This is a genomic window from Ktedonobacter sp. SOSP1-52 (assembly GCF_016587395.1).
In genome coordinates this window covers 868,478-894,831 of sequence record NZ_BNJH01000004.1, presented here as the reverse complement: position 1 = coordinate 894,831, position 26,354 = coordinate 868,478, and the positions used below count along the sequence as shown (strand labels likewise).

The following is a 26,354-nucleotide window of genomic DNA, read 5'->3' as shown; positions in this document are numbered from 1 at the left end:
GTCTCCATCGACAAGCATCTATACAATAGTCGAGGAGAAAAGACGAGAAAGATGAAGGGTTAGAGGTTCACCATAGGAGGTAGAGAGGGATGGCTCGCTCAACTACCTGCATACTCAAGAAGTTTCTACAACAAAAATTTTTACATAGGCAGAAAGTGCAACATTTACATTGTTGCTGATCAATATATTGCACCGGAGTCGCCGAGAGTTCGACTTCGTGCGCACCACGAAAAACTCCCGCATAGAAGAGATTAACATAAAATCTTTTGGAAACGCAAACATACAAGCATAAAAAGAATAAAGTACTAAAGACAAAAAATGTCTTGCAAGACGCAGAAGCTTCACAAAAATACAGAGAGAAACTCATCGAGACACAATACTTCTTTTGCCTGCAAGCGTGTGAAACTGGTTGACACCTTTAGCATGGTACAATATTCAGAAATTAGAGGCTCAGGGCGTTTTCTGCTTCTCTACTTGAGAGACATTTTCCGCTGGAAACGGGCATAAGCGTGCAGCAGGCATGAATGCGTCTGTCAAGTCTGCAAGCCTGTCGTCTGTGCCTATGAGCCGCTGCCGGGATCGTCGTTTATGCTGCTAGTGACACTCCGCGTCGGCTAAAGCCGAGCAGCTTCTGACACTGTGCCGTAGTCGGATTCGTGAGATATGTGGCGTAGCCACTACTCAAAGTGAATCCGTAGTTGGGACGCAATATCTGGGAGAGGCGCGCCCATCCGGCGCCTTCCTCTCTGGGCGGTGCCATGCCCGTTGGCATGATCTCCACGCCTTGCCGCAGGGAGAGATGGTCCCAATTGGCGTTTGGCATCCTGGGAGATCCCAACACCTGAGCCTTTCGGCTCCCTCTTCGCACGTCGCGTCAGAGCATGAGGCTTTTCCTTCAAAGGTGCTTGCGTACGTTCGATCAAGCGCTGTCCGACTCTCAGGCTGGCATTTCTGTCGGCATGGTCGCGCATCTGACACTGTGGGCAGAAGCAGAGGGCGGCGCCGGGAGTATAGCCCTCCTGGGGTTGTCCCTGGTTGTAGCGCACGACCAGGCCATGACAGCGATGGCATTCCCGGCTTGTATTGCGCGGATTCACACGGGCCGTGATGATACCGCCTCCATTCCACGCCTTGTACTTTGCGTAGCGGAAAATGCGGCCCTTCATCCAGTAGGCCCGTTTCGTATTGCCCCGACGCGAATACTTGCCCTGCTCTGGTCGCAGGTTGCCTAGATGCTCGAAGACGAGAATACTCGCCTCGTGCTTGGTGGCGAACTGGGCAATGCGGCTGCTCACCAGGTGCGCGATCTGTTCGTCCACGTGCCTGATTTTGGCCCAGAGGTCGGCATTGTCCTGTTCGTTCTCGGCAATGATGCCAGTCTGAGATCGGTTGCGCGCAATACGTCCAAGCAGTTTCTTCCTACAGCCCGATACCGCTGTGCCATTCCCAATGAAGGAAGTAGCCAGGATGGTGCCGTCAACGGTCTGGACGCTGCACACGGCTATGTGATGATCAAGATTGAGATCCACCGCGCAGAGACGTGTATCGGCGGCGGTGAGTTGCTCTCTGACTTTTGCGGGCGCCTCGAAGGTCTTTTCGATAGGGGTATGCAACCACCAGCGATCTCCCTTGCGGACGAGTTGCGGACTGCCCATCAGATCACCATCAGGGAGATTGCGACCGAGCGTGTGTATTTTGAGCCAGGACCAGCATGAGCCGGTCCAGACTTTGAGCATGATAGAACGGGTACAACGCTCGCGCCAAAGGCTTGCGTAGAAGGGAGCTGACTTATTCCATGATCGGGGCGGAACTGGTGGCCGCACCCTGAACGGTCTACTCTTGCCCTTCTTCGTTTGTTTGGCTTCGTGTTTCTGCTTACGTGCTCGCCATGTTTTGAGAGAGGAGAAGAAGGAGCGAGCCGAGCCGAGCGCGGCATTGATAGCAGCGCGTCGGAACATAGCAGGGATATCTGGCGCGAGATCGGTGAGTGGCATGATCGGATTGGGGTTGGACTCCGTTGTATGCGTGAGTTTCTCCAGGGCCGTGAGGGCCTCCTTCTTGTTGAGGGCAAGAAGACCTTCGTGTGCCTGGATGACTTCAAAATAAAAGGCCACGACGCGATTGAAGAGGACCTGGTTTGCCGCGAAGTAGGCAGCATACTGCGGTGGATAGTGTAACGCCTGCCTGACGGTTTTCGTGGCTTTTGCCATGTAGTACCTCCTCTCGCAAAAATATATGGTATCTCTCTTCGAGAATACCAGACTGATGTAAAATTGTCAAACATGCGTTCTATATAGTATGATATTGTACAAGGGCTAAAGCCTAATAACACGCCTCACCACGGTCTCAAGAACCGTGGCTTGCGGCGGGCTAAAGCCCTATCCGGTCAGGAGAGTATACGAATGTCCGATCTGCACATCAAATATTGCCCGGTATGTGCTACACCGCTGGTCAAAAAACAACTTTTCAACGCAGAGCGCCTCGCCTGCGAGAACTGCGGCTATATCTTCTTCCTCAATCCCAAGGTGGTCGCGATAGTCGTAATCCGCCACGAGGGAAAATTTCTGCTTGGCAGGCGCAATATTAATCCAGGCAAGGGTAAATGGGGCTTCTCCGGCGGGTACGTGGACCGGGGAGAGACCGTTGAAGAGGCCGCACTACGTGAAGTTAAGGAAGAGACTAACCTGGATATAGAGCTGGGCGGCCTGATTGGTGTCTATAGCGAGACCAGCAGTCCCCATGTCATCATCGCCTACCAGGGCACCATCCTCGACAACACACTTCATACCCTCTCGGCCCAGGCAGAAGAGGTCAGCGAGCTAAACTTCTTTCAGCCCGATGCCCTCCCTGAACTGGCCTTCCCCGTAGACCAGCAGATCCTTGACGACCTTTTCAAGTGACGACTCCCCACGGCTCAAGCCGGGGGCTTCTCAGGAGGCTTGCGCTTCCTGATGGCTCCGTCCGAGCCAAAGAGCTTTGATGTTGAGAGCAGCGTTGTGGTCTCGATCCAGTTCGCAGCCGCATTCGCACGAATGCCAACGCTCTGCAAGCGTCTTCTTGCGAACAGTTCCACAACTGCTGCACACTTGGCTGGTATATTTGGGGTCAACTTTCACCACCTGTACCGTACCAGCCTCTTCCGCTTTGTACTCACAGAATGCAATGAACGTTGACCAACCAGCATCCATGATTGATTTATTCAGGCCAGATTTCGCACTGGCTCTGTTGGGAAGATACTCGCCTGTTTCCTCATCCTGTTTGGGCTTGGCCCGTTTCGAGAGATTGGCAGGAGCAATATCCTCAAAGACAATCGTTTCATAGGTGTTCACCAAGCGACGCGACCACTGATGAAGGTAGTCATTACGCTGATTTCTCACCTTGCGATGCAGACGAGCTACACACTTGACTGCCTTCTTCCTTCTCTTAGAACCACGCTTCTTTCTCGACAAGCCTTGCTGTGCTTTCTCAAGCTTCTTCTCTGCCTTGCGATAGTAATGTGGGTTCTCAATGACATCACCTGTGGAGAGGGTTGCCAGCTTCGAGACACCCAAATCAATCCCCACTGCTTCATCTATGTAGGGTGTGCGTGAGCAAGCCTCCACTTCACAAGAAAGGCAGACGTACCAGCATTCTCCCTCTCGCTTGATTATGCAGGTCTTGATGGTGCCAAGCACCTTACGATGCAACTTGATTTTGATATGTCCTATCTTGGACAAGAACAACTTGCCTTGCTCATCGATGGAGAAGCCTGCTTGTGGGTAGGTAAAGCTATCGTAGTGATCGCGCCCCTGAAACCTGGGATAGCCCGGTGTCTCATGATTCTTCACACGACGGAAGAAGTCTTTGAACGCTTTCTCCACACGCTTCAAAACATCCTGCAACACCTGAGAGTGGATCTCCTTGTACTCTTCCCTGATCTCCTTCATCTCAGGGAGTTGATTGGCTTGCGCGTTGTAGTTGGTGCCTTTGCCAGTGCACTTATACATCTCACGACGCTCTTGCAGGGCTGCGTTGTACAGCTCACAGCACCGTCGTAAGGTCCATTCAAGCTTCTCAGCTTGCTTCCTGGTTGGGAACAAGCGATACTTAAACGTTTTCATGCCCATCTGGCTTCCTCTCTTTCTTGAAACGGGCTATGCGTTCGCGTATCGCCTGAACAATTTCCCAATTAATGGAACGTTCCTCATGTTCTGCCATATGTTCCAATTCATTCCATACAGATTGAGGAATACGCGCCTTAAATGGATGTTCTTGTTTCTCTTTCATGATATCATTTTAATATTTTAATGATATCATGTCAAGCATACTATTCCACCAACCACCCTATCCACCACAAAAGAACTCGCTTCTATCCCCCTGCTTCAAGGCTGTCTCTTATACACAAATATGCGATCTGGAGAAAGAACACGGAAACGATGCGCTACACATGCCCCGTTTTTTCCTACACGAGAGGTGACACACGTTCGCTGAAAAAGTCGCTTGTCTCGCCAAGCTGAAAGCACATCATTGTGTATCAAGGGGCGTTTTTTCAACACCTTTCCCTCGCATCATGCTGAGGATCTTCTGCAAACTTTCATATTTGTGTATAAGTGACAGGCCTCAAGGCAGGGGTTTTACGCTCGGTCCGATAAAAAATTGTTCTCTATAATAGGCTCATCAATACTCTTTGAACTCTCACAAATGATGGATTGTAATATGAAGTGCGACAAATGCTTTTAAACTGTTCACTCTGATTTGCGCTTAATCCATTCATTCTGTTAATAGATGGGGAGATGTTTATTTGGGCGCTTGGCGCCCAAATAAACATCTCCCCATCTATTAACCTCTGAGCGCCGCAGGCGCGAAGAGACTAAGAGTGTGTCTTAAGACGAATAATTAGTATCGGGAAGGAGCCAAACGGGTCAATAAAAGACGAATGGAAGCCACCTGGATGAAGGCCTCGCTGCTTGAAGGCAACCCCTCGTAATCGCGAGCGAGTCGTCGGTAGCGGATAAGCCAGCCAAAGGTTCGTTCCACGATCCAGCGCTTGCGCTGAACCTGGAAGCCTCCCTTTGGTTTGCGAATCTCGACCGGCTGCCCATTGATGAGCGCCCACTCGGTATGCACCTCACGCTCTTGCTGGGGAACGATTTCGATCTCCCATCCAAGATGGTGTTGGAGCCATTGCTCAAAGGGTTCCCCGTCATAGCCATGATCGGCGAACAGATGCGAGAGACGAGGGAACTGGTTGGCGAGCCCTTCTAACAAGAGGCGAGCGCCAGTCACATCGGCGATGTTGGCTGCAAGGACCATGACAGCCAAGATGAAGCCCTGAGTGTCAACAAGGAGGTGCCTTTTGCGTCCCCAGATTTTTTTTCCCGCCATCATAGCCACGCCCGATGCCTGGGACTGGACTGGTCTTGCTCGATTGGCTGTCGATGATACCGGCGCTAGGTTCTTCCTCTCGCCCCATCGAGCCACGCACCTGGCGGCGTAAGGCATGCATCGCTTTTTCCCAGGTCCCATCCCGTTGCCAGCAACGGAAATAATGAAACACCGTTTTGCCATTGGGCAGGTCGTGAGGCATTTGTCGCCAAGAACAGCCTGTCCGCAGGACATACAGAATGCCATTGACGATTTCTCGTCTGGGAATCACTTCCTGGGTTGCGTTGGGGGATGGTGGTGGGATGAAGGGTGCCAACAGGTCCCATTGTGCATCGGTAAGATCCGATGGATAGCGCTTTCTGTTGATGCTCTCATTCATCAGCTTCGACTCCTTCTTGCTCAGTTTGGCGTTCCTTTATTGTCTCCTTTCAGTTTACTCCTGGCTCTCTGAGCCTCTTAAGACATACTCTAATCTTCCAGGCAGTGAATACTCCAAAAACAGCGTGAAGCCGATGGCGATGTTGGGGAGTAAATATAATAGAGATAGCAGTTTGTTGCAGAGTTATCTATATCACAGACAACACAGGTGGAATATCTTATGCTTTCTACAGAGACCCAGGCACGTTTACAACAGCAAGGCCTTAGCGCCTTCGACGAAGTTTCCTTGCGCGAAGAGCTGGAGAAACACGCGTCAACCTATACGCTTATTCGCCTGGCGGCCTGGCCCGCACGCCGCTGGAAATGTCACTATCGCTTGATGCTAGGCGACGCCATCCATGATGCCCAAAACGTAGCCGAGGCCTATGCGATGGCTCTCCTCTCGCTCCTGGAGCGCCCTCTCGTCGAAGCCGAGCCTCAGCCCAGCCATAGTTAGCAGGCGGCAAGCAATCGCCGCGCCACGCGAGCAAACAACCAATTAGTAATAGCCACTCTGCCTAAATATAGGACAAGTGGCAAAAGTATGGCTATAATAAGGGTGCGGATCGTTTATTCTTATGAATAGTTATAATAAGGGTAGAGTATTCAATACTCAGCCATTGTTAATGCGTATCGTTAGTTCTACATAAGCACATCATTTTGTAACGCGGAAAGGAACAACCACTATTATGCTGCGTACCATGTGTAAAGGGAAAATCCATCGCGCCACCGTTACTCAGGCCAATCTCAATTATGTTGGTAGCATCACGATTGACCAGGATCTGTTGGATGCGGCAGGCATCTACCCTTACGAGAAGGTACAGATTGTCAACATCAATAATGGTGCCCGCCTCGAGACCTACACCATCGCTGGCGCGCGTGGTTCCGGTGTCATCTGCTTAAACGGTGCAGCCGCTCGCATGACCGCTGAAGGCGATCTGGTCATCATTATTAGCTATGCTGATTTCACGGAAGAAGAGATTCGTACCCTGACTCCACATCTTGTATTCGTCGACGAGAATAACCGTTTGACCGAGAAAAAAGACGTTCCTCTGTACGAGATGTTGCCAGAGCCTGAAGCCGCCCTCTTCTAGGAGCGCAAGCTTCAAGTAGTCATTTCATTCAGCCAGGAGGTTGGATGAATTACTACTTACATCCAGCCTACCAAACGTTTGTAAGGTTCCCTCCAAACCCTCCTCATTTCACAGATCCACTCTAAGATTAGACCCTCTTCCACTTTTATAAGTATGTTTAAGAATAGGAAGGAAGCGTACTTTTGTCCGTAGGAAAAGGCTTATATGTGCCTCCACTTGGAGCCACACCGTAAAAAAACTATAATACCCCTATGCGAATTACATCACTGCAAACACAGGTCAATAATCCTGACCGTATAAATATTTTTGTCGACGAGCACTTCCTGCTCGGCGCCAATGCGATGCTGGTCTTACAGATGAGCTTACATGTGGGACAGGAGATCACTCCCGCCCAGGTTGAGCAGATCCAGCAAGAGGAGGCCCTACAGCAGTCAGTCGACCGCGCCTTGAACTACCTCTCATTTCGTCCCCGTAGCCGCCAGGAGGTTCGTAACTATCTTCGCCGCAAAGGTACCACTCCCGAACATATCCAAGTGGTACTAGAACGCCTGGACCGCATGGACCTGGTCAATGACCGCAGCTTTGCCTCGTTCTGGCTGGAGAATAGAGAGCAGTTCAGTCCCAAAGGCGCTCAGGCCCTTAAGAATGAACTGCGCCAGAAAGGCATACAGCGCGAAGTCATTGACGAGCTTGTAGATGAGGAGAACGACGAGGGGCGCGCACAACGCGCCGCAGAGAAGAAGGCGCGCAGCCTGCTACGCCAGTCCAGTATCGACTACGCCACATTCTATCGTCGCCTGGGAAGCTTTCTGCAACGTCGTGGCTTCAGCTTCGAAATCACCAAGCGCATCGTCAAGCGTATCTGGGAGGAACAGCGACAGGAGACGGTAGGAGAGGAAGAATAGAACTGAGACGCAGGAGTTGGGCGTGGCCCGCTACTGGCGTACGCGGCTACATATCATGCCCTATATATAGCCGCGTACGCCAGTAGCGGGCAGTTTTGCTCACTGCCCCATATAGCGAGGATCATATGGCGGGAAAGCCGGGCTACCCATACTGTTATTGTCATCGTTATTGTCGGAATTATCCGTCGTAGGCGTATTCTGCGGCGTGGGTACTGCTGGTAGCTGGACGGAGGGCAGGGTCGCGGGATTCTGGCTTGACACTGCGATCTGCTGCACATTGCCAGGAAGTGTATCGCCGTACGAGAGATTGACCGAAACACTATTGGGATCAATCCCCTCCTGCTTTGCGATATACGCCCGGGCATCGCTTTTCTTCATGCTCTTGAGATGATTCTGCATAGCCTGGAGTTTCTGAGGCGTGATCTGATAGAGTAGCACGCCGGCAATCGGCACCAGCAGCGTTGCCCCCTGCGCATCAGTTCCTTTAAGCACGGGTTGGCCTACGCGTACCGTAGAATTCATCACCTCAAAGTTCGCCCCCGCATCCTGCAACAGTTTCTGGCGCGCCACCGCCTGCGCATCGCTGTTGCTGTAGTAGCTCAGTATCCCCTCCTCCGTCAGCGTCACGGAGACGGTAGAACTCTTCTGGCCAACTTCGGGCTGGTAGGAACTCTGCTTATCGTTAAAGGAAGGCTGCCCCAGCGGACTGGCGTTTTTGCCTTTGACCTCGTTATTCAAATCCTGGGTTAACTGTTTAATTAGACCTTGTTTGGTTTCAATACCCAGGTTAATAATATCGTTGCTGGCAACCACGGTTGGGCAATTAAAGAGGCAGAAGAAGGGTCGACCCGTTGCTGGGCCAGAGCGTGTACCCGTCTCGGTCTTACGAGCCTCATTAATAGGAATGGTGCCCGCGTTGGTATCCACATGAGAGGTTCCATCGACAGCCCGGATAGTATACACCTTACTGATCGTCTGCACCTGTGGGCTAAATGTCACTTTGGCCGTAATGGCATTCTGAAAGACAAAGAGCGACATCCCAACAATCAGTACAACAATTGCTACGATACCAATGGGAATCAGAAGGGCTAAAGGACGCCTGTTCTTTTGTGGCCTGGGTGCTGGAGGACGACTTGTCTGTGGTGAGGATTGCCGCAATTGCGCAGGATCTACAAATGAGGTGGGCGCATCATAGTCGCCACCGCCAAAGGACTTCGTACTGCCAGGCAGGATAAACTCTTCGCGCTGCAAGACCGCCTGCTCCTTGCGAGGCGGAATAGGACTCTTTTTTCCAGGCAGTCCTTGCCCGAGATCGGGTGAGCTCTTCCCCCGCACCTGCATGCCCTCGGCTGAGGCAACTTGGTAGCTACGTGGAGAGGCAGGAATCGCGGGATAAGCTCCCGAGGGCGTGCCAGACGCTGTCTTACTAGCCAGATCACGTCCCTGACGTGTGGGCGTTGGTGGTAGATTGGATGGTCCAGCAGATTTTGGCGTAGGCGAGACGGCAGGAAATTTATCGCTCAGGCCAGAGGGCCGCGTCTCGGGCGACACACGTAGAGATCGGTAGGCCTGCTCAAATGCCTGAAGTAGCTCGTCGGCGCTGGCATAGCGGCGCGCAGGATCAGGGGCGACAGAGCGCGCAACAACCTCCTCAAGTGGAGGTGGCAGCATCGTACCGGTGCTGATATGTGGCAGGTGCCCCGTAATCATTTGATAGAGAATAATACCCAGCGAATAGATATCGTTGCTGGGAGCTGCGACGCCATCAGCCCGTTCAGGCGCCATATAAGCCACAGTCCCCACCTCGTGATCAGCCGTGGTCAGAGGAGGACTGGCAAGCGACCCCTGGAGTGAGGCAATCCCAAAGTCGATTAGACGCACATAAACCTGATTCCCATCATCCTCGCGGTCCAGCAGGATGTTACTGGGTTTCAAGTCACGGTGAATGACGCCTCGCTTATGAATATAGGCGATAGCCTGCACCAGTGCCTTGAAGAGCTGATAGATTTCGCCATATGAGAGCGGCCCCTGCTGCAAACGCTGCGCCAGCGTGCCGCCCTTGATATAGGGGGTTACGAGAAAGAGGCGCCCCTGCTCCTCACCAAACTCGAACAAGGGAAGAATATGCTCATGCTTCAGATGCGCGCTGACCTCGGCCTCGCGCAGAAAGCGCTTGCGCGCTACACTATCATAGGCCAGGTCCGAGCGGATAATCTTGACCGCGACTTCACGACCAAAAGCACTACGCTGGCGCGCCAGGTAGACCTCGCCCATACCACCCACGTCGATACGATGCACCAGGTCATAGTTGCCAAATTTCTGCGGGTTCGCTTGACCATCTGTCGCACCAGGCAAATTTCTCAGATTTCCACGCTGTTCTTTCATGAGTTATTTTTCGAGGGCCATAGAAAAGACGGACTCTGTAGAGTACTACGAAGACAGAAGCTTATAAGTTCTTATTCCGAAACCCAACGTCACTGGCGTGACTAGCGCTTGGCGCTCAGGGTTTCGGATAAGTAGTAAGTCGCAAGAAGATAAACGTTTTTCAGCCCAGTTTTCCACGTCCTCTCCTCCCAGGTAGCTCTCGTTGTCTACCACACCTATCAGTATACATTCTCAACAGGTATCCACCAGGAGCAATTCACAAGCTCGCATTGGGTAAGGTGTGTCTGGTTGAATAATTCCCATATTGGCTCTATTTTGCAGTATAGCACCTAAAAGGAAGGAATGGAAGAGAAGCTTATCATGAGAAGAGAAGGGGCGAAGGCAGTAACGTACTCATAAATATAACGTAGAGTCTCTCGCTAGCGCGTTATAGCTTTTCGTGTCCCTTAGCTGCACGCCATAGGCAAAATTTGGGTACGAAACCCTTGCACATTCGCTATTGATGGTGTATTATGTATGCGGTTCGCACTCTCATGCGCAGAGTGCTAAAGTTAAAGGTCATACAAAGATCCGATCCAGTTGCCTGGAATAAAGCAAAGCAGTAATCAGGGAGAAAAAGAGTATGCCAACTGTGAGTGTCAAGCTTCGACCACTTGGTGATCGCGTGGTAGTTAAACCCCTGGCTCGTGAAGCCGTCACGAAGAGCGGTATTGTCCTGCCGGATACAGCCAAAGAGAAGCCTCAGGAAGGCGAAGTGCTAGCAGTTGGTTCTGGCAAAGTGCTAGACAACGGCAAACGCACCACTCTCGAGGTTCAGGTTGGTCAGACCGTCCTATTTGCGAAATATGCTGGTACTGAGATTAAGCTCGAGGGTGAGGAGTATCTGATCCTCCGCGAGAGCGACATCATGGGTATTATCGAGTAGACCAAGACACACATCATTGAAGAGAAGCAAACAACTTCTCCAAGAAATACAACCAATGTACCATAAATAGGAGAGATGTATCGTGGCTAAACGTGTACAGTTTGATGAGAAAGCACGCTATTCTCTGAAACGGGGCATGGATGTGCTGGCCGACGCCGTCAAAGTGACGATTGGTCCTAAGGGCCGCAACGTTGTGCTGGACAAGAAATTTGGCGCCCCCACCATTACCAACGACGGCGTCACCATCGCCCGCGAGATTGAACTGCCCGACCAGTTCGAGAACATGGGCGCTCAGCTGCTCAAAGAGGCGGCGACCAAGACCAACGATGTCGCTGGTGACGGCACCACCACCGCCACTGTGCTGGCGCACGCCATCGTGACCGAGGGCCTGAAGAACCTCGCCGCAGGCGCCAACCCCATGATCCTGCGCCGTGGCCTGGAGAAGGGCTCCGAGGCTGTCATCAACGAGATCAAAGCGATGAGCAAGCCCGTTGAGACCCGCGAGCAGATCGCCCAGGTCGCCTCGATCTCCGCCGCTGATCCTGAAATCGGTGACCTGATCGCCGAAGTCATGGAGAAGGTCGGCAAAGACGGCGTGATCACCGTCGAAGAGGGCCGCGGCATCGAGATGGAGAAAGAGTATACCGAGGGTATGCAGTTCGACCGTGGCTTCATCTCCCCCTACATGACGAGCAACAACGAGCACACCCTGGCCGAGCTCAACGACCCCTACATCCTCATCACCGACAAGAAGATCAGCGCCATCGCTGACATCCTGCCCATCCTGGAGCGCGTGCTTCAGAGTGGCCGCAAGGACCTGGTGATTATCTCTGAGGATATCGACGGCGAGGCCCTGGCAACCCTGGTTGTCAACAAAATGCGCGGTGCCTTCAACGTCCTGGGCATCAAAGCTCCTGGCTTCGGCGATCGCCGCGAGGCCATGCTGGAGGATATCGCCATCCTGACCGGTGGCGCTGTTATCACCGAGAAGAAGGGCCTCAAGCTTGAGAGCACTTCTCTCGACGACCTGGGTAGCGCCCGCTCCGTAACCTCGACCAAGGACTTCACCACCATCGTCGAGGGTGCCGGCTCCAACCAGGCCATCCAGGCTCGCATCGCCCAGATCCGCACCCAGATCCAGGATACCACCAGCGACTACGACCGCGAGAAGCTCCAGGAGCGCCTGGCCAAGCTGGCTGGTGGCGTTGGCGTTATCAAAGTTGGTGCCGCGACCGAGGTCGAGATGAAAGAGAAGAAGCATCGTGTTGAGGATGCGCTCTCCGCGACCCGCGCCGCAATCGAAGAGGGCATCATCCCTGGTGGTGGCTCCGCGTTGATCAAGGCCCTCAAGGTCCTCGACAACGTCCAGGCTCCCGCGGGTGACGAGGCTACTGGTGTGACCATCCTGCGCCGCGCGCTCGAAGAACCTCTGCGCCAGATCGCCAAGAACGCCGGTCTCGATGGCTCCGTTATCGTCGACCAGGTCCGCAAGGCCGATGGCTTCGTTGGCTTCGACGCCTACGCGAACCGCTACGTTGACATGTTCGAAGCTGGTATCATCGACCCCGTGAAGGTGACCCGCTCGGCCCTGCAGAACGCGGTCAGCATCGCCGGAATGGTCCTCTCGACCGACACCCTGGTCTCCGAGATCCCCGAAGAGACCCCCGCAGCCCCCGCCGGCGGCATGCCCGGCATGGGCGGCATGCCCGGCATGATGTAGTATTGCCGAGGAATAAAAAAACAAGAGGTGGTCCTGCGTATGCAGGACCACCTCTTGTTTTTTTTATTCCTCGGCAATACTCAGGAGCATGAAGCCTGTATGACCCAACGTTGCTGTAGGAAAACTAATCGTCCAGAGAGACTGTTCCCTCGGGAGTAAGAGTCGAAGGAACCTCACCTTTCATCAATGTTTCAGCATGCTATAATACGCCTTCACTCTCTGCTGACGCTCTTCATCAAGAAGCATTTTGTACCTCAACAACAGGCTATTAGAGCAGACAAAAATATGAGTAAGATATATTACACATGCGTATATCTAATCTCATGCATTATAGGGGCTACAATGCCTGCTTGTCTATAAATGGCGCATGAAAATCTTTCGCAGGAGAAGTTCAAGCTAGCCTGGGCTCTACAATTTATCAGGGAAGCACTGCTGCGCTTTTGAAAGAGAGGTAAGCGATGTGGTACCATGACGGGCGGTATTTATCGAAACCTACGGATAAGGAAGGGAACCACCGCTATGCCTATCAATTTTCACGCCTCAAATAATCGCAACTCCTATACTGACCGCCAGGCCGATGACTCCTGGAAGCGCTTTGTCTCGGCACTTGTGGAGATACCAGGGAAAGAGGTCGCCGATATCGCCTGTGGCGGGGGCATCTATAGTATCGCCTTCGCGGAGCTAGGTGCAGCCCATGTTACAGGCATCGACTTCTCGCAGGAGATGCTGGAGGCGGCGTGTGCATTCAGTCGGGACTATCCCACGATCTCCTTCCAGCAGGGGAATGCGCTGGCAACCGGGCTGCCTTCCGCCAGCGTCGACATCATTCTAGAGCGTGCGCTGACCCATCACCTTAAGGTAGAGGAGCTACCCATCGCCTTCGCGGAGGCCAGGCGTCTGCTTAAGCCAGGTGGCACCCTCTTGATCCAGAATCGTACGCCGCAGGATTGCCAACTTCCAGGGAGTGCCTCCAATCCACGCGGCTATTTCTTCGAGCGCTTCCCTCGCCTGCTGGAGATTGAGATTGGCAGGCGGCCAGACAATGAAACTATACAAGGAGCGCTAAAGCAGGCAGGCTTTACACAGATCGGGGAGCATCACCTGCTTGAGCACAAGGAGACCTTCCCTGACTTCGAGGCCCTGGCGCAGAACATTCGCTCGCGCAAGGGCCGCTCCATCCTGCACGACCTCTCAGACGCGGAACTGGCCGAACTGATCACGCACATGCGCGAGCGCTACGAGGGGCACACAGGTCCCATCGAAGAGACCTGCTGGGGGACCGTGTGGAGCGCAAAATAAAAAGATCAGAAAGAATGGGTGCACCTACTAAATACAGGTGCACCCATTTTGTTTGCAACAACAGTTATAGGCCGTAAATTCCAGAGAACTTCTCGGTCAGGTAACGGACGAAGTACTGGGGATCGGCCTCCTCGCCCACGACACGCTTGAGCAGGTCGGCAGGCTTGTAGGTCGCGCCATAGGCGTACATGTTTTCCTGCAACCAGCTCAGAACGAAGCGGGTATCGCCCTGCTCCAGGCGCGCATCGAAATCGGGGAAGACGCTGCGCAGCTTGGAGTAAATTTGGGCGCCATACAGGTTGCCCAGGGTGTAGGACGGGAAGTAGCCAAAGCCAGAGGACCAGTGGACATCCTGCAACACGCCCAGGGTATCGGTTGGCGGCTCAACACTCAGGTACTCTTTGTACTTGCTGTTCCAGATGCTGGGCAGCGACTCAACGGCGATATCGCCGTTGATCAGGGCGCGCTCGATCTCAAAACGAATGATGATGTGCAGGTTATAGGTGACCTCGTCGGCCTCGGTGCGGATCAGGCTTGGCTCCACATGATTAAGCGCGTGGGCAAAGGTTTTGGCATCCAGGTTCTGGAACTGCTCGGGGAAGGCGCGCTGGACCATGGGGAACTGGCCACGCCAGAAGGCCTCGGAGCGACCAATCCCATTCTCCCACAGGCGCGACTGCGACTCATGCACGCCCATTGAGGCACCACTGGCCAGCGGGGTGCGTAGCAGCGAGGGCGCACAGCCCTGCTCATAGACAGCGTGACCGCCTTCATGCAGGGAGGACATGATCGACCAGGGCAGATTCTTCTCGTCGTAGCGCGTGGTCAGGCGCACATCGAGAGGCGAGCCAAAGCTGGTGGTAAAGGGGTGCGCGGAGACCGCCATCTGCCCACGATTAAAGTCATAGCCCATGCTCTCCAGCAGGTGCTTATTCAGCTCTTGCTGCTTCTCGACAGGGAAGGTGTTGGAGAGGCTACTGGTGTCGACCTTGTGACCACTCTCCTGAATACGCTTGAGTATGGTGGCGCTGACATCACGCACGGGAGCGAAGAGCACATCGACGCGGCTGGCAGTCAGACCCGGCTCGTAGAGATCGAGCAGGGCATCATAGCGGCACTCCTGGTAACCAAAGCGGTCTGCGACCTCGCGCTGAAACTCGACCGTGCGCTGGAGCCAGGGCGAGAAGCTGGCGAAGTCGTTGTTGTGGCGTGCCTTGACCCAGGCCTCGAAGCTCTTCACGCGCACGCGCTCCATCTCTTCAACCATCTCGCGTGGGAGCTTGGTCGACTGGTCATAGGAGCGACGCGCATGATACACCAGGCCACGATCAGCATCGGTATACTCCGGCTGCTTGACGACCTCTTCGAGCTGCAATACCAGCTCACCCAGGCGAGGATTGGTCAGGCGCTCATGAATCAGACCCTGCATGGTTGCCATCTGATGCGCACGCGCCTCACCCGCTCCCTCTGGCATGCCCGTCTGCTGGTCCCAGTCGGCCAGGGCGGAGAAGGCTCCCAGGTCGGAGATAATATTCATATGCGTGAGCAGTTCGCTGATGCGTTCGTCGCTGCTCGTAAATTGAAGATTCTTCGGTTCTGTCACCGTCACGGTATGTCCTCTCTTCTATAAATTCTCTATCTCGACTGGCTCAACCTCGTCTGCAAGGGAGAAGCCAAAGATACGGGCGTAAAAGTATAGTTCGGCCTCCAGGGAACGTTTGATGTTCTCCGCCTTGCGGAAGCCATGCTGTTCTCCCTCAAAGGGGAGATAGGCCACGGGAATTTTCTTGGCGCGCAGGGCTTCAACCATGACCTCGGCCTGGCTGGGAGGTACGATCTTATCTTCAAGCCCCTGGAAGAAGATAATCGGACGAGCAAGCCGGTCTACGTAGGTCATGGGCGAACGCTCAACATAGAGCTGCTTCGCCTCGGGATAGGGACCAACCAGGCCAAAGAGGTAGCGCGACTCAAACTTGTGTGTGTCATGCACAAAGGTCGTGAGATCGCTGACGCCAAAGTGACTGGCCCCGGCGGCAAAGGTGTCGCCGAACGAGAGCGCACACAGGGTTGTATACCCACCCGCGCTCCCGCCATGAATGAGCAGGCGCTTGCCATCGGCCAGCGAGCGCTCAACCAGGTAACGCGCGCCATTGACGCAATCATCAACATCTACAACGCCCCACTGGCCCTTCAGGCGCTCACGATAGGCCCGACCATAGCCAGTACTGCCACCATAATTGACATCCAGGAGCGCGAAGCCCCGGCTGGTCCAGAAGAGGCGCCCCAGACCCAGGACACTCGATGTCGAACTGGTCGGGCCACCATGGATCTCCACAATCAGCGGGGGAAGCTCGCCCTCCGGCGCCTGAAACTCGGGATTGGTTGGCGGATAGTAGTAGGCGTACGCCGTCTGGCCGTTGGTAGTGGGAAACTCGATTGGCTGGGGTAAGGCGAAGTAGCGCTCGTCGAGCGCAACAGCTTCAGCGGCACGTAGGACCTCAAGTTTCTTGTTGGCGAGATCATACTGCACAATCGCCGGGCGCTGGGTCGGCGAGCCAGCGGTGAAAACGACGCGCTCAGAAGAGATGGCGGGTGAACTCAGCGCGGTATAGGGAGTCTCGATCTCCGTTAATATACCGGTCTTCAGGTCGATGCGTCCCAGGTGGTCGCCATTCTGGCCATAGATGCATACCAGGCGCTCAGCCGAAACAAAGCCATAGGTGCTTGTACCAAAGACCCATTGCGGACGCCCAAACTCGGCCTCCATTGGGCAAACGGCCTCGATGAATTCGCCCTTCAGGCGGTAGAGGTTCCACCAACCGCTGCGATCAGAGACGAAGTAGAGTGTGCCATCAGGCGACCAGGCAGGTTGAAAGATCGACTCGCTCGCTCCCCCGGCGACATATTGGGCATAGCTCACAAAGCCGTTGGCATCCAGTTCGCCAACCCAGAGTTCGGTGCCATCCCAGGGCATGTTGGGATGATTCCAGGTCAGCCAGCAGAGGCGTGTCTTATCGGGACTCAGGCGTGGTGTGGAATAGAAATCATTGCCCGCGACCAGTGTATGAACCGAACCGCTTCCGTCCAGGGCGATGCTCACCAGAGTATTGACGGCCTCGCGCTGTGTATTGGTATGGTCCTCACAGACACAGAGCAGGCGCTGGCGCTGCCCATCGATAACCAGGTCGGCATAGCGCTTATTGCCGGCCTCAGTTAGCGGCTCTGGCTCTCCACCCAGAGGCTGACGGTAGAGGCGCTGGTCGCTAAAATTCGCGAAATACACTGTATTTTCGTGAACTATATAATCGCCGCCGCCATATTCGTGGACCCGCGTGCGGGCGTTAAACGGGGCTGGTGTGATATCCTGCGTCACACCATCGGCTCCCTGGCACACGATTACACCACGCCCACCTTCTTCGGGGCGCACTTCCAGCCAGTAGGTATCCTGGCCCTGGACCTGTACCTGTCCCCGCCTGACCGCTTTAGCGACAATCATATCGGTCGTGATAGGAGATGCCCAGGCACCATAGGGGGCAATTTGTGGTTTTGTCATGATGTGTATTCTTCTCCAAATATATTCTTCCCTGCTATATACTAGCACATTGCCATATGGGCCAACTACTTTTCTATGTTCTCCTGAGGCGGGTATAGATACCATTTGGGATAGATGATATGGTGCGCCCTGGCAACCAAAGGTTGCCAGGGCGCACCATATCATCTATCCCAAATGTTGTTATTACTCTTCTACGGCTCCAAGGGCGCGGAGCATGGCGCGCTGAGCGGATGAGATGCCAGTCACTCCGCGAATATTCATGCACTCGTATGGGCGCTCCCGGCGGAGCGTTTTGAAGCACTCGCCGTTCTGCACGTCCCAGAGGCGAATGGTACCATCATAGCTCCCGCTGGCAACCATATGCCCCTGAGGGTGAAAGGCCACGGCATAGATGCGCTTATTATGCTCGCTTCCCGTCCAGAGCAGGCGCCCGCTTGCGATGTCCCACAATCTGACGCTATTGTCATCCCCACCGCTAGTCAGGCAGCTCCCATCGGGGCTGAAGGCGACCGACCAGATCCAGTTGATATGGCCCTTAAAGATGCGTACACATTTGCCGGTCGCCAGTTCCCAGAGCCGGATTGTACTATCATCGCTACAGCTTGCCAGCACCAGGCCATCCGGGCTAAAGGTGACGGAGCGCACACGCCGCTCGTGCCCATGCAGTTCTCTCAGGCATTCACCCGTCTCCTTGTGCCAGAGGCGCACGACGTTATCCTCACCCCCACTGGCAATCGTATGGCCGTCCGGGCTGAAGGCGACCGACCACAGGCGGCTCTGCCGATGCTGTAAGATGCGTATGCAGAGACCAGTGTTGACTTGCCAGAGGCGCACAGTCTGATCATCGCTACCACTCACTAGTTGCGTACCGTCCGGGCTGAAATCGACGGCGCGCACCCAGTTCTCATGCCCTCCCAGGGTACGCAGGCAATAGCCAGTATTCACATCCCAGAGGCGAATGGTCTGATCATCACTGCCACTGGCGACAATATTGCCATGGGGACTGTAGGCCACGGCATAGATCCAGGTGCTATGGCCTTGCAGGGTCTTGATGCTCTGGCCACTTGCCACATCCCAGAGGCGCACGGCGCGATCATCGCTACCACTTAAGAGGCGCGTGCCATCCGGGCTAAAGCGCACCGAGCGCACACGGCTACTATGACCCTGGAGCGTTTTAAAACACTGGCCGTCCTCGCAGTTCCACATGCGAATGGTCTGGTCATCACTGCCACTGACGATGACGCGGTTGTCAAAGCTATACGCCAGCGCCCAGACACGATTATGATGCCCCCTGAGCGTGGAGAGGCACGTCCCGCTGGCGACATCCCAGATACGGATAGAGCGGTCCTCGCTACCACTGGCAAGCTGCTTGCTATCATAGCTAAAGCGCACAGGCCAGATGCGCCCGGTATGTCCCTGTAGGTTTTGTACACACTCACCGCTTTGTAGATCCCACAGGCATATTGCCTGGTCCTCACTTCCACTCGCCAGGTAACGCCCATCGGGGCTGAAGGTCACAGAGTGCACACGCCCGCTATGTCCCTTGAGCACACGCACGCACGCGCCACTCTCCACATTCCAGACACGCACAGAAAAATCGCTGCTCCCACTAGCAACATAGGCTCCATCCGGGCTATAAGCCACAGACCAGATGCGGCTCTCATGCCCGCGAAAGATGCGCAGACACTCGCCCTTCTCCAGGTCCCAGAGCATCAAGGTCATATCATCACTACCGCTGATCGCCCGGTCGCCCGTGGGTGCGAAGGCGATTGAGCGAATGCGGTTGGTATGACCCACCAGGGTCTTCAAGCACTGTGTAGTCCTGGTATCCCAGAGGCGAATGAATTGATCGTCGCTGCCGCTGATCACACGCTTACCATCGTAGCGAATATCGACCGCGCGCACCCAGTCGGTATGCCCCTGACAGATACCCTGTGGCGCACCCGTATGGGCGTTCCACAATCTGACGTCGCCATTAGCAGTGCCCGCCGCCAGGCGCTCCCCATCGTTGCTGATGGCCACTGAGAGGATACTACCAAAGGTATCACTGAAGACACAGCGCTCCAACTGGGCATTGGAGAAGTCAACCTCGGGGAGTGAGACATCTTGCAGATAGGCGTTCCAGACTACCAGGTTAGAGAAGTCATAGCCACGCAGGTCAATCTTAAGCTGGACCAGCAGGTTGAGAATATTCCCCGCCACATATTCAGGCGTTTGCGGGCGCTGTAGCTGGAGGTTGCGCAGCATCGTCTTCAGCCGCGCCCCACACTCCACCATTCCCAGGCGCGTGAGGAGTTGAAGCGCGATTGGCTCCAGAAAGAGGCGCACCTGGTTGTTACGAATATGGTCCTTGGCCTCGGCCCGCACCAGGGCGTGGCTGGTGAGGAGCGCGTATTCATCTTGCTCAATCTCACGACAGAAGCTGCTCACCAGGGCATCTGTCACATACTCCATGATGACAGGCTGGAGGCCGAAGCGTGCGCCACTACTATTCTCAATCATAGAGCGCCGGCGTAGAGAATCAAGGGCGGCAAGGAGCATACGACGCGGCACGGGACGCACAATCTCTTTGGAAATATCATTCAGAGAGACCGGCTCGCAGGCCAGCGCCAGCCAGTAAATCATCTCGCGTTCCTCGTCTGAGAGACGATGAAACTGTTTATCAATGAGGTCATAGACATCGCCAATTACCATGCCACGCTCGGCAAGGAACTCCGCGATATCTCCACCAAAGACCTCGCGGATAGGCGCGGCAACCAGTTTGAGCGCCAGGGGGTTTCCGGCATAGCTCTGGATCAGTTGGGAGTAATCCTCCTCGCTGCCAAGAAGCTCACGTTCTTGAAGGATCATACGTCCCTCATCCAGGCCAAAACCGGATAGATGAAGCACCTGCCGCCGGGGATGATTCCAGAACTCTACCTCCTGGGGCAACTCACGACTCGTCAGCACCAGGCTACTCATATGCTCGCTATTGCCAACATATTCAATAAACTCGCCATATCCCTCGTAGCCAGGGCGATAGCTCCCTACGCTCTGGCCGCTCGCCAGAATGGTCTCCATATTATCCAGAATCAAGAGGCAGCGATGGGCGCGCAAATATGAACCAAGCTGTTTAATCAGCTCGCCAACGTCATCTGGCAGCTCTACCTGTTCCAGACCTGAGAGAAAGCGAATACAGTCTACGAGAAATTCTTCCAGGGGGAGTGCATTTTGGAGTGTCCGCCAATAGACAAAATCAAAAGTCTCTCTCAGGCGTTCCTTAAGCATAGAGGTTAGCGTTGTCTTGCCAACTCCGCCAATGCCCAGGACAGCCGCAATACGACAGTGATCCTGCGCTAACCACTGTTCCAGGGTCGCCAGTTCCTGGTTACGTCCATAGAAGTTTGTAATACGGGGCGCTTCACTGGTCTGCTCCTGCGCGCGAGCGGCTTCTAGTACCGTGGCCTGCTCACTTACAGCTAGATGCGCGGCCCGCTTATGATTGGGCGCCTCCGGTTCCTCTTCACCAGGCTCAGTTCCATGTCTTTGCATCTCCATATCTGGATGCAGCACACTACTGCCAATGCCAGCCGTGACAGGCTGGGCCACGATCACAGGTTTACTGATCTGCTCCAGCAGCGTTCCTCTCGCAAGTGCTAACGCCTGTTCATATGCCAGGAGTAGTTCTTGCGAAGGGCGACCATACCCATTTTCAACTGCGGAGAGTCGACTTTTGGTGTAGCCGATCTGACGCGCCATATCAGAGAGGCGAATGCCCTTCTCCTGGCGTGCCAAGCGCATCCTGGCCCCTACCGAGGTTGCCTCCCCATTCTCAAGTTCGATATGCTTTTCTTTTCGACCCATCGCGTTTTCCTCCTCTTTCACAGTATAACGTAAAAAGAGTAAGAACAAAATAGTTTTGTCAACAAAAATTGCTCTGTAATGTATTGCCCTCTTATAGTTTTCCATGTTATTATTGTTTTGTAAGCGACAATGAAACAATGAAACAATTTGAACTGTTCTCCTTTAAAAACAAAAACAATTTTTACTGTAGGGAAGAACCCACGTAGTAAAGTAACACCTATGGATGGACACCACAGCAGTAAGCCATATAAGGAGACTCGATCATGCAAGCGACCATGGCGGTGCCAGTAGACACAGAACCTCCCCTATATCCTGGTGGACAAGAGATAGACCGCTTTTTTGACCAGTACGACAGCTACATCAGTCTTCAGGCACAGCGCCGCTTTAGCCGGAAGAATAGTATGGCCCGCGCCGAGACATATGATCTGGACGTGGATGATGTGAAGCAAAGCCTGCGCCTGCATTGCTGGCTCGTGCTGCGCCAGCACACCATCGAAAATCCCAGGGCCTATATCAGCCGGGCGGCCTTCAATGAAACAGTCTCGCTCGCGCGCCAATATAAACCATGCAGTCAGCTTACCCTTGACGATGATGGCGAGCTCTTCCAGGGCAACATCTCTCAGACCTTTCATACGAGCAACCAGGACCCCGATCCTGCTGAAGTGCTGGAACATAATGAAGACGCCACTCACTGGCTGGAGCTAGCCATTAACGCCATAGTGCAGCTACCACAAACACAGCGTTATGCCATGCTCAGTTCAATCAAAGAGCGCTTCGATGATCCGCAACAGTTGCGCGCCGTTTGTCATAAACACAATATCGATCTGGATGACATTCAATGGCCTGAGCATCCAGTTGAGACGCAGCGCCTGCGCGCCTCGCTCTCGGTCGCGCGCAAAAATAAAACGATGCAGCATCTACGCCTGGCCCTTCAGCATAAGCTGGAAAATCCCGCTGAATAACTTTTCGTCTACCTGTTGACAGGATGATAGTTATGCCTTACTTTATACTGGATATAAAGGAGCCTGCACACCGAGAAGGTCACAGCTCACTGGTTTTCTCAGCACAATAACAAAACTAGAATTTTCTCTGGCATTTCATAATTTTTATCCGGCCTTCTTAGACGGAAACCAACGCCACTCTCGTGGCTAGCGCTCACGCGCTCAGGTTTCCGAGAGGCACAGTATCAAAGTAAGGCAACAACATATGGGAAGTAGTATTCAATTGCCAGCTTATGGGCATAGATTGCAGGTCCGTTTGCAGAAAGGCGACCTTTATCGCCTCTTTACTTCTCTTGAAGATGCAAAACATGAGGAGGCTATACTCCGCCAGCTTGGGCCTTTGCGCGAGGCCTTCGCCAGTTTCCTGGGGCACGAGCGAGAGCTCGATCCACCCGATAACGCAACGCTGGCACGCTATTTTGACGCCTGTAGTGACCCAGAACAGGGCCCACAGGAGCTGCTAGAAATCCTGCGGCTCCTCGCGCCGGGCAATGGACATATCGGGCGAAACCAGGTCAACTTTCTGGCCGATCACCTGCGCACACGCGTTGAACACTTTCTACAGAGCAAGCAGCAGGATCTATCGCTTCTGCACACACACGACCATGTTTTCGGTAGCGGCGGTGACTTCTGCAAAACAATTCACGCTAGCACAGCCGCCGCGATTGTCGCGGCTCCCCTGGTAAAGATTTGTAAGACCGGCACCACCAACGTTACTTCCTATCATGGTAGTGCCCAGGCGATGGAGACCTTTGGCTATCGGCACCCGCACTTATCTATTCCTACACTCAATCAAGAGCTTGATAGCAACGGCTTTACCTTTATCCCACTCTCGGCCTTAAATTTCCCCTACTCCCAGGCACTCAAACAGGCACGTGAGGCGCTCTGGCACGAAGCCATGAAGCAGTTAACTCAGCACTGTGACGTGGGCGACCCCAACTGGCAGGAGATGCTACGCACCACCCCGCTTACGCTGGATATCTTCAAGATTGTTTCACCTAACGCCCAGGTCCTTCGTCCTGCTCACCACTCCACGGGCGTCTGTAGCCTGGCAATGATTCCCTACGTGCTCTCACTCTATCTTCACCTGAGGAGTGAAGGCATCATCGTGCATTGCTATGATGGCATTGATGAGCTCTCCAATGCCTCCAGCGTTTCTGATCCCCAGCAACCCATCAACCTGCTCATCCAGGTCACACGCGACGAGGTCATTTTCGAGGAATGCTCACCGGAGGATATCGGCCTGACACGCGCACAACTTGCGGATATTCGCGAAGAAGTAGATTTAGCAGCCACTCAGAGCGACATATGGCATATCCTCTCAGGTGAGGAGCAGGGGCCCAGGCGTGACTTCATCGTCGCCAATGCCGCCCTGCTGCTGGTTGCCAACCAGGGCATCATCCCACCTCAGGACAGCCTGCACATCCAGCTACGTGAGGCCATCGCCCGCATCAACGCCGTAATTGATTCGCACCAGGTCGCCGACAACTTCACCCAGCTCCTCAATGCTCACCAGCAACAATATACACAACAGCAATAACGACTATGGATGATACAAAAGTGGCTCTCGGCGCGCGCCGAGAGCCACTTTTGTATCATCCATAGTCGTTTTCATCTAAAACTGTTTTAGAATCTTTAATGCCTCATCAACATGCTTTTGCGGCGCGAACTGCGACGAGAAGATGTGGCGCACAATTCCCTGCTTATCAATAATATAGGTCACGCGCCCTGGCAAGAGACCAAGCGTCGAGGGAACTCCATAGCTCTTCCGAAGCGCACCGCCCTCGTCGCTAGCGAGAATAAAGGGAAGATTGTTCTTCTTCGCAAAGTTTTCGTGAGACTCGCTCGAATCTGAACTTACGCCAATCACTTCCGCGCCGGCCTCCTGAAAGACCTCGTAGCTATCGCGGAACGAGCAGGCTTCAGCAGTGCAGCCAGGGGTACTATCCTTGGGATAAAAATATAATACGACGTTTTTCTCACCACGAAACTCACTCAAGCTGACCTGGTCACCCTTTGCGGTTGGGAGGGTAAAGTCAGGAGCCTGGTCGCCAACCGTGACGCTCCCCGAGGTACGTTCCTGTGTGCTCATGCTCATACTCCTTATGATTAGAGAACATATTTTTATTCTCTGCTCTAAATAAACATACCATAAGCCAAACTTTATTTCCCACTAGTGCCAGCTCGCACTATCTTCTGCTTGCGTAAGCGGACCATGGTATCGAGGAGATGCTGGAGCGCTGCGGCAGGATCGCTACAGAGACCTGAGTGAACCGCCGAGGTCTGGATGATAGCGCTACGCGGCGCGACCAACCAGTGGAAACGCTCGGAAAGCGAGAGGTGCGCAATTGGGCCTCCTTCCGCCTTCCCCTCACAAATCAAGGCGATGGTCTCCAGGTGCTCGCGTACCGCCGCCACGTCGATATCTGGATCGAGCGCGAGCAGGCGCTGCTCATCAAGCTCGATGCGCGCGCAGAGGAACTGGCGCGTGCGGCAGAAGAGGATCACACCCACATTGAGGCACTCACCACGCTCCACGCTTGGCACTACACGCACAAGGGCGTAATCATACGAGCTGTTCGCGAGCATGCAACGCCTCCTCTACAAAAACATGTGAAGCCAACAAACGATCCTGTAAATAGGCCAGGTACGCGGCTCGATGCGCATCGGGATCGGTATAACGTTCGTCATTCTCCAGCCAGGATGTAGGGATGGCGGCGACAATATCGGCCAGACGCGCAACAGGCAATAAAGCCTTCATGCGCGCGTCCACCTCTTGCAAGCCATTGGCAAAAGGCAGGAGAACATGATCTTTGATAGCCGCAAATGGCGTACGACTGCGCTCCATATAGTTGATTGGCATATGGTGAAAATAGAGCGAGGAGCCGTGATCAATCAGGATCAGGCGGCGATGCCAGAGCAGCATATTCGTATTGCGTGGCGTGCGATCCACGTTGGAGACATAGGCGTCGAACCAGACAATGGAGGCGGCCAGGAATGGATCTAGCTCACGCGCATCGCGTGGATCAAAGGCCAGCGCGCCCGGCAGGTAATCTAGCGCCAGGTTCAGGCCCGCGCTCTGCTTGATCAGGGCCTGGATCTCAAAATCTGGCTCAGAGCGACCCAGCACAGGGTCCAGCTCCACAAAAACAATTTCAGGCACGGGGAGATCAAGCGCACGACCAATCTCGCCAGCAACCAGTTCGGCAATCAAGGCCTTTGGTCCCTGGCCGGCGCCGCGAAATTTCAGCACATACAGACCATCATCATCGGCCTCTACAATCGCGGGCAGTGAGCCACCCTCGCGTAAGGGTGTCACATACCGTGTGGCGGTGAGTGTTCTTAACATGGGGTTATTGTAGCATACATTAGACCAAAAAGTCCTATGCAACCTTCGCTCTCTTTTCTTAAGGCCGAGAGAAACCTTATATGCCTACAAGCAAACAAACAGCCCATGAGTACTAGGAGGGCACTACACATTTTTGCCAGGCCCCATCATCAAAAGCATTTCCCTGTTATTATTTCTCTAATCTCTGTGTTAACTCAGGCATAGAGACGCTTGCAGGAGCCTGTAAGCACGCTAGAGTGCTCTCTGGTAAGATGTCTTTCTCGTAGTATCACGCTACGTCACTTTCTGCCCGTAACCAGAGGAGAAGAAAGTCGCATTCAGAGATTGAAACATGTCTGAACTTTAGCATCGGTACAATTAAAGCTAGCCCCTGGAAGGGTGTAACACGGGCAGGAAGCATATAACATACCGGGTACCCCTCACACTCCTGGCGTTTCGCGCGCCTGGCGTGACTGTTCACTCTTAACGCATCGTAGCGAAGTATCAGGTAGAAAGTTAT

The 26,354-nt window shown here is 54.0% G+C and carries 21 protein-coding genes; 9 read left to right on the top strand and 12 right to left on the bottom strand.

What is annotated here, in order from left to right; all coding sequences use genetic code 11:
* Positions 1-677: 677 nt before the first annotated feature.
* Positions 678-2,210 carry a zinc ribbon domain-containing protein gene (locus tag JMJ16_RS39015; RefSeq protein ID WP_201390273.1) on the bottom strand — a complete coding sequence of 511 codons (1,533 nt, stop codon included), beginning with the start codon at positions 2,208-2,210 and terminating at the stop codon, positions 678-680.
* Between the two features lie 192 nt (positions 2,211-2,402).
* Here JMJ16_RS39015 and JMJ16_RS39010 point away from each other — a divergent pair, with 192 nt between their 5' ends.
* Positions 2,403-2,900, top strand: a complete 498-nt coding sequence (locus JMJ16_RS39010) for an NUDIX domain-containing protein (protein ID WP_201390271.1) — start codon at positions 2,403-2,405, stop codon at positions 2,898-2,900.
* Between the two features lie 30 nt (positions 2,901-2,930).
* Here JMJ16_RS39010 and JMJ16_RS39005 read toward each other — a convergent pair whose 3' ends face one another.
* The 4 genes from JMJ16_RS39005 to JMJ16_RS54990 all read right to left on the bottom strand — a co-directional run bounded on the left by JMJ16_RS39005 (position 2,931) and on the right by JMJ16_RS54990 (position 5,743).
* A complete protein-coding gene (locus JMJ16_RS39005) occupies positions 2,931-4,100 on the bottom strand; it encodes an RNA-guided endonuclease TnpB family protein (RefSeq protein ID WP_201390269.1) in 1,170 nt (389 codons plus the stop codon).
* Positions 4,087-4,266: an Arc family DNA-binding protein gene (locus JMJ16_RS39000; RefSeq protein ID WP_201390267.1), complete on the bottom strand. Its 180-nt coding sequence runs from the start codon at positions 4,264-4,266 to the stop codon at positions 4,087-4,089. The genes JMJ16_RS39005 and JMJ16_RS39000 overlap by 14 nt, the downstream gene beginning before the upstream one ends.
* A 609-nt stretch (positions 4,267-4,875) precedes the next feature.
* The gene (locus JMJ16_RS54995) at positions 4,876-5,373 is read right to left on the bottom strand and encodes an IS5 family transposase (protein WP_236601241.1); all 498 of its coding nucleotides are present in this window, start codon (positions 5,371-5,373) and stop codon (positions 4,876-4,878) included.
* The gene (locus tag JMJ16_RS54990; RefSeq protein ID WP_236601243.1) at positions 5,318-5,743 is read right to left on the bottom strand and encodes a transposase; all 426 of its coding nucleotides are present in this window, start codon (positions 5,741-5,743) and stop codon (positions 5,318-5,320) included. The genes JMJ16_RS54995 and JMJ16_RS54990 overlap by 56 nt, the downstream gene beginning before the upstream one ends.
* Before the next feature lie 219 nt (positions 5,744-5,962).
* Here JMJ16_RS54990 and JMJ16_RS38990 point away from each other — a divergent pair, with 219 nt between their 5' ends.
* The 3 genes from JMJ16_RS38990 to JMJ16_RS38980 all read left to right on the top strand — a co-directional run bounded on the left by JMJ16_RS38990 (position 5,963) and on the right by JMJ16_RS38980 (position 7,780).
* Positions 5,963-6,238, top strand: a complete 276-nt coding sequence (locus JMJ16_RS38990; protein WP_201390266.1) for a hypothetical protein — start codon at positions 5,963-5,965, stop codon at positions 6,236-6,238.
* A gap of 232 nt (positions 6,239-6,470) precedes the next feature.
* The gene (gene panD, locus JMJ16_RS38985; RefSeq protein ID WP_007912939.1) at positions 6,471-6,875 is read left to right on the top strand and encodes an aspartate 1-decarboxylase; all 405 of its coding nucleotides are present in this window, start codon (positions 6,471-6,473) and stop codon (positions 6,873-6,875) included.
* Positions 6,876-7,126: 251 nt separating this feature from the next.
* Positions 7,127-7,780, top strand: a complete 654-nt coding sequence (locus tag JMJ16_RS38980; protein ID WP_201390264.1) for a RecX family transcriptional regulator — start codon at positions 7,127-7,129, stop codon at positions 7,778-7,780.
* Positions 7,781-7,879: 99 nt separating this feature from the next.
* Here JMJ16_RS38980 and JMJ16_RS38975 read toward each other — a convergent pair whose 3' ends face one another.
* Positions 7,880-10,165, bottom strand: a complete 2,286-nt coding sequence (locus tag JMJ16_RS38975) for a serine/threonine-protein kinase (protein ID WP_201390262.1) — start codon at positions 10,163-10,165, stop codon at positions 7,880-7,882.
* Positions 10,166-10,787: 622 nt separating this feature from the next.
* Between JMJ16_RS38975 and groES the strand changes: the two genes are divergently transcribed.
* From groES to JMJ16_RS38960, 3 genes are all read left to right on the top strand, one after another.
* Positions 10,788-11,090 carry a co-chaperone GroES gene (groES, locus tag JMJ16_RS38970; protein ID WP_007912946.1) on the top strand — a complete coding sequence of 101 codons (303 nt, stop codon included), beginning with the start codon at positions 10,788-10,790 and terminating at the stop codon, positions 11,088-11,090.
* A gap of 82 nt (positions 11,091-11,172) precedes the next feature.
* The gene (groL, locus tag JMJ16_RS38965) at positions 11,173-12,810 is read left to right on the top strand and encodes a chaperonin GroEL (RefSeq protein WP_374229150.1); all 1,638 of its coding nucleotides are present in this window, start codon (positions 11,173-11,175) and stop codon (positions 12,808-12,810) included.
* 519 nt (positions 12,811-13,329) lie between these two features.
* Positions 13,330-14,109 (top strand): class I SAM-dependent methyltransferase, encoded by a 780-nt coding sequence (locus JMJ16_RS38960; protein WP_201390260.1) that lies wholly within the window; start codon positions 13,330-13,332, stop codon positions 14,107-14,109.
* 64 nt (positions 14,110-14,173) lie between these two features.
* Here the strand turns inward: JMJ16_RS38960 and JMJ16_RS38955 are convergent, their stop codons facing one another.
* The 3 genes from JMJ16_RS38955 to JMJ16_RS38945 form a co-directional block, all read right to left on the bottom strand.
* Positions 14,174-15,718, bottom strand: coding sequence for a carboxypeptidase M32 (locus JMJ16_RS38955; protein WP_201390258.1), 1,545 nt, complete (start codon positions 15,716-15,718; stop codon positions 14,174-14,176).
* Between the two features lie 15 nt (positions 15,719-15,733).
* Positions 15,734-17,662: a prolyl oligopeptidase family serine peptidase gene (locus JMJ16_RS38950; protein ID WP_201390256.1), complete on the bottom strand. Its 1,929-nt coding sequence runs from the start codon at positions 17,660-17,662 to the stop codon at positions 15,734-15,736.
* Positions 17,663-17,845: 183 nt separating this feature from the next.
* Entirely contained in the window at positions 17,846-21,505 is a 3,660-nt protein-coding gene (locus JMJ16_RS38945; RefSeq protein ID WP_201390254.1) for a helix-turn-helix domain-containing protein, read from the bottom strand.
* A gap of 263 nt (positions 21,506-21,768) precedes the next feature.
* Here JMJ16_RS38945 and JMJ16_RS38940 point away from each other — a divergent pair, with 263 nt between their 5' ends.
* Complete coding sequence (locus JMJ16_RS38940; RefSeq protein ID WP_201390252.1) at positions 21,769-22,467, top strand: hypothetical protein; 699 nt, start codon at positions 21,769-21,771, stop codon at positions 22,465-22,467.
* Positions 22,468-22,711: 244 nt separating this feature from the next.
* The gene (locus tag JMJ16_RS38935; protein WP_201390250.1) at positions 22,712-24,046 is read left to right on the top strand and encodes a hypothetical protein; all 1,335 of its coding nucleotides are present in this window, start codon (positions 22,712-22,714) and stop codon (positions 24,044-24,046) included.
* 75 nt (positions 24,047-24,121) lie between these two features.
* Here the strand turns inward: JMJ16_RS38935 and JMJ16_RS38930 are convergent, their stop codons facing one another.
* The 3 genes from JMJ16_RS38930 to JMJ16_RS38920 all read right to left on the bottom strand — a co-directional run bounded on the left by JMJ16_RS38930 (position 24,122) and on the right by JMJ16_RS38920 (position 25,855).
* Positions 24,122-24,604, bottom strand: coding sequence for a peroxiredoxin (locus JMJ16_RS38930; RefSeq protein ID WP_201390248.1), 483 nt, complete (start codon positions 24,602-24,604; stop codon positions 24,122-24,124).
* A 65-nt stretch (positions 24,605-24,669) separates the two neighbouring features.
* A complete protein-coding gene (locus JMJ16_RS38925) occupies positions 24,670-25,095 on the bottom strand; it encodes a DUF3037 domain-containing protein (protein WP_201390246.1) in 426 nt (141 codons plus the stop codon).
* Positions 25,073-25,855 carry a HipA family kinase gene (locus JMJ16_RS38920; RefSeq protein WP_201390244.1) on the bottom strand — a complete coding sequence of 261 codons (783 nt, stop codon included), beginning with the start codon at positions 25,853-25,855 and terminating at the stop codon, positions 25,073-25,075. The genes JMJ16_RS38925 and JMJ16_RS38920 overlap by 23 nt, the downstream gene beginning before the upstream one ends.
* Positions 25,856-26,354: the final 499 nt, after the last annotated feature.

Excerpts from the sequence above, each read along its gene's own strand:
- JMJ16_RS39010 (WP_201390271.1), top strand. The coding sequence starts at position 2,403 with ATGTCCGATCTGCACATCAAATATTGCCCGGTATGTGCTACACCGCTG.
- JMJ16_RS38980 (WP_201390264.1), top strand. The coding sequence starts at position 7,127 with ATGCGAATTACATCACTGCAAACACAGGTCAATAATCCTGACCGTATA.
- JMJ16_RS39015 (WP_201390273.1), bottom strand. The coding sequence starts at position 2,210 with ATGGCAAAAGCCACGAAAACCGTCAGGCAGGCGTTACACTATCCACCG.
- JMJ16_RS38925 (WP_201390246.1), bottom strand. The coding sequence starts at position 25,095 with ATGCTCGCGAACAGCTCGTATGATTACGCCCTTGTGCGTGTAGTGCCA.
- JMJ16_RS38940 (WP_201390252.1), top strand. The coding sequence starts at position 21,769 with ATGCAAGCGACCATGGCGGTGCCAGTAGACACAGAACCTCCCCTATAT.
- panD (WP_007912939.1), top strand. The coding sequence starts at position 6,471 with ATGCTGCGTACCATGTGTAAAGGGAAAATCCATCGCGCCACCGTTACT.
- JMJ16_RS39000 (WP_201390267.1), bottom strand. The coding sequence starts at position 4,266 with ATGAAAGAGAAACAAGAACATCCATTTAAGGCGCGTATTCCTCAATCT.
- JMJ16_RS38975 (WP_201390262.1), bottom strand. The coding sequence starts at position 10,165 with ATGAAAGAACAGCGTGGAAATCTGAGAAATTTGCCTGGTGCGACAGAT.
- JMJ16_RS39005 (WP_201390269.1), bottom strand. The coding sequence starts at position 4,100 with ATGAAAACGTTTAAGTATCGCTTGTTCCCAACCAGGAAGCAAGCTGAG.
- JMJ16_RS38920 (WP_201390244.1), bottom strand. The coding sequence starts at position 25,855 with ATGTTAAGAACACTCACCGCCACACGGTATGTGACACCCTTACGCGAG.
- JMJ16_RS38935 (WP_201390250.1), top strand. The coding sequence starts at position 22,712 with ATGGGAAGTAGTATTCAATTGCCAGCTTATGGGCATAGATTGCAGGTC.
- JMJ16_RS38960 (WP_201390260.1), top strand. The coding sequence starts at position 13,330 with ATGCCTATCAATTTTCACGCCTCAAATAATCGCAACTCCTATACTGAC.
- JMJ16_RS38945 (WP_201390254.1), bottom strand. The coding sequence starts at position 21,505 with ATGGGTCGAAAAGAAAAGCATATCGAACTTGAGAATGGGGAGGCAACC.
- JMJ16_RS54990 (WP_236601243.1), bottom strand. The coding sequence starts at position 5,743 with ATGAATGAGAGCATCAACAGAAAGCGCTATCCATCGGATCTTACCGAT.
- JMJ16_RS38990 (WP_201390266.1), top strand. The coding sequence starts at position 5,963 with ATGCTTTCTACAGAGACCCAGGCACGTTTACAACAGCAAGGCCTTAGC.
- JMJ16_RS38930 (WP_201390248.1), bottom strand. The coding sequence starts at position 24,604 with ATGAGCATGAGCACACAGGAACGTACCTCGGGGAGCGTCACGGTTGGC.
- JMJ16_RS38950 (WP_201390256.1), bottom strand. The coding sequence starts at position 17,662 with ATGACAAAACCACAAATTGCCCCCTATGGTGCCTGGGCATCTCCTATC.
- groES (WP_007912946.1), top strand. The coding sequence starts at position 10,788 with ATGCCAACTGTGAGTGTCAAGCTTCGACCACTTGGTGATCGCGTGGTA.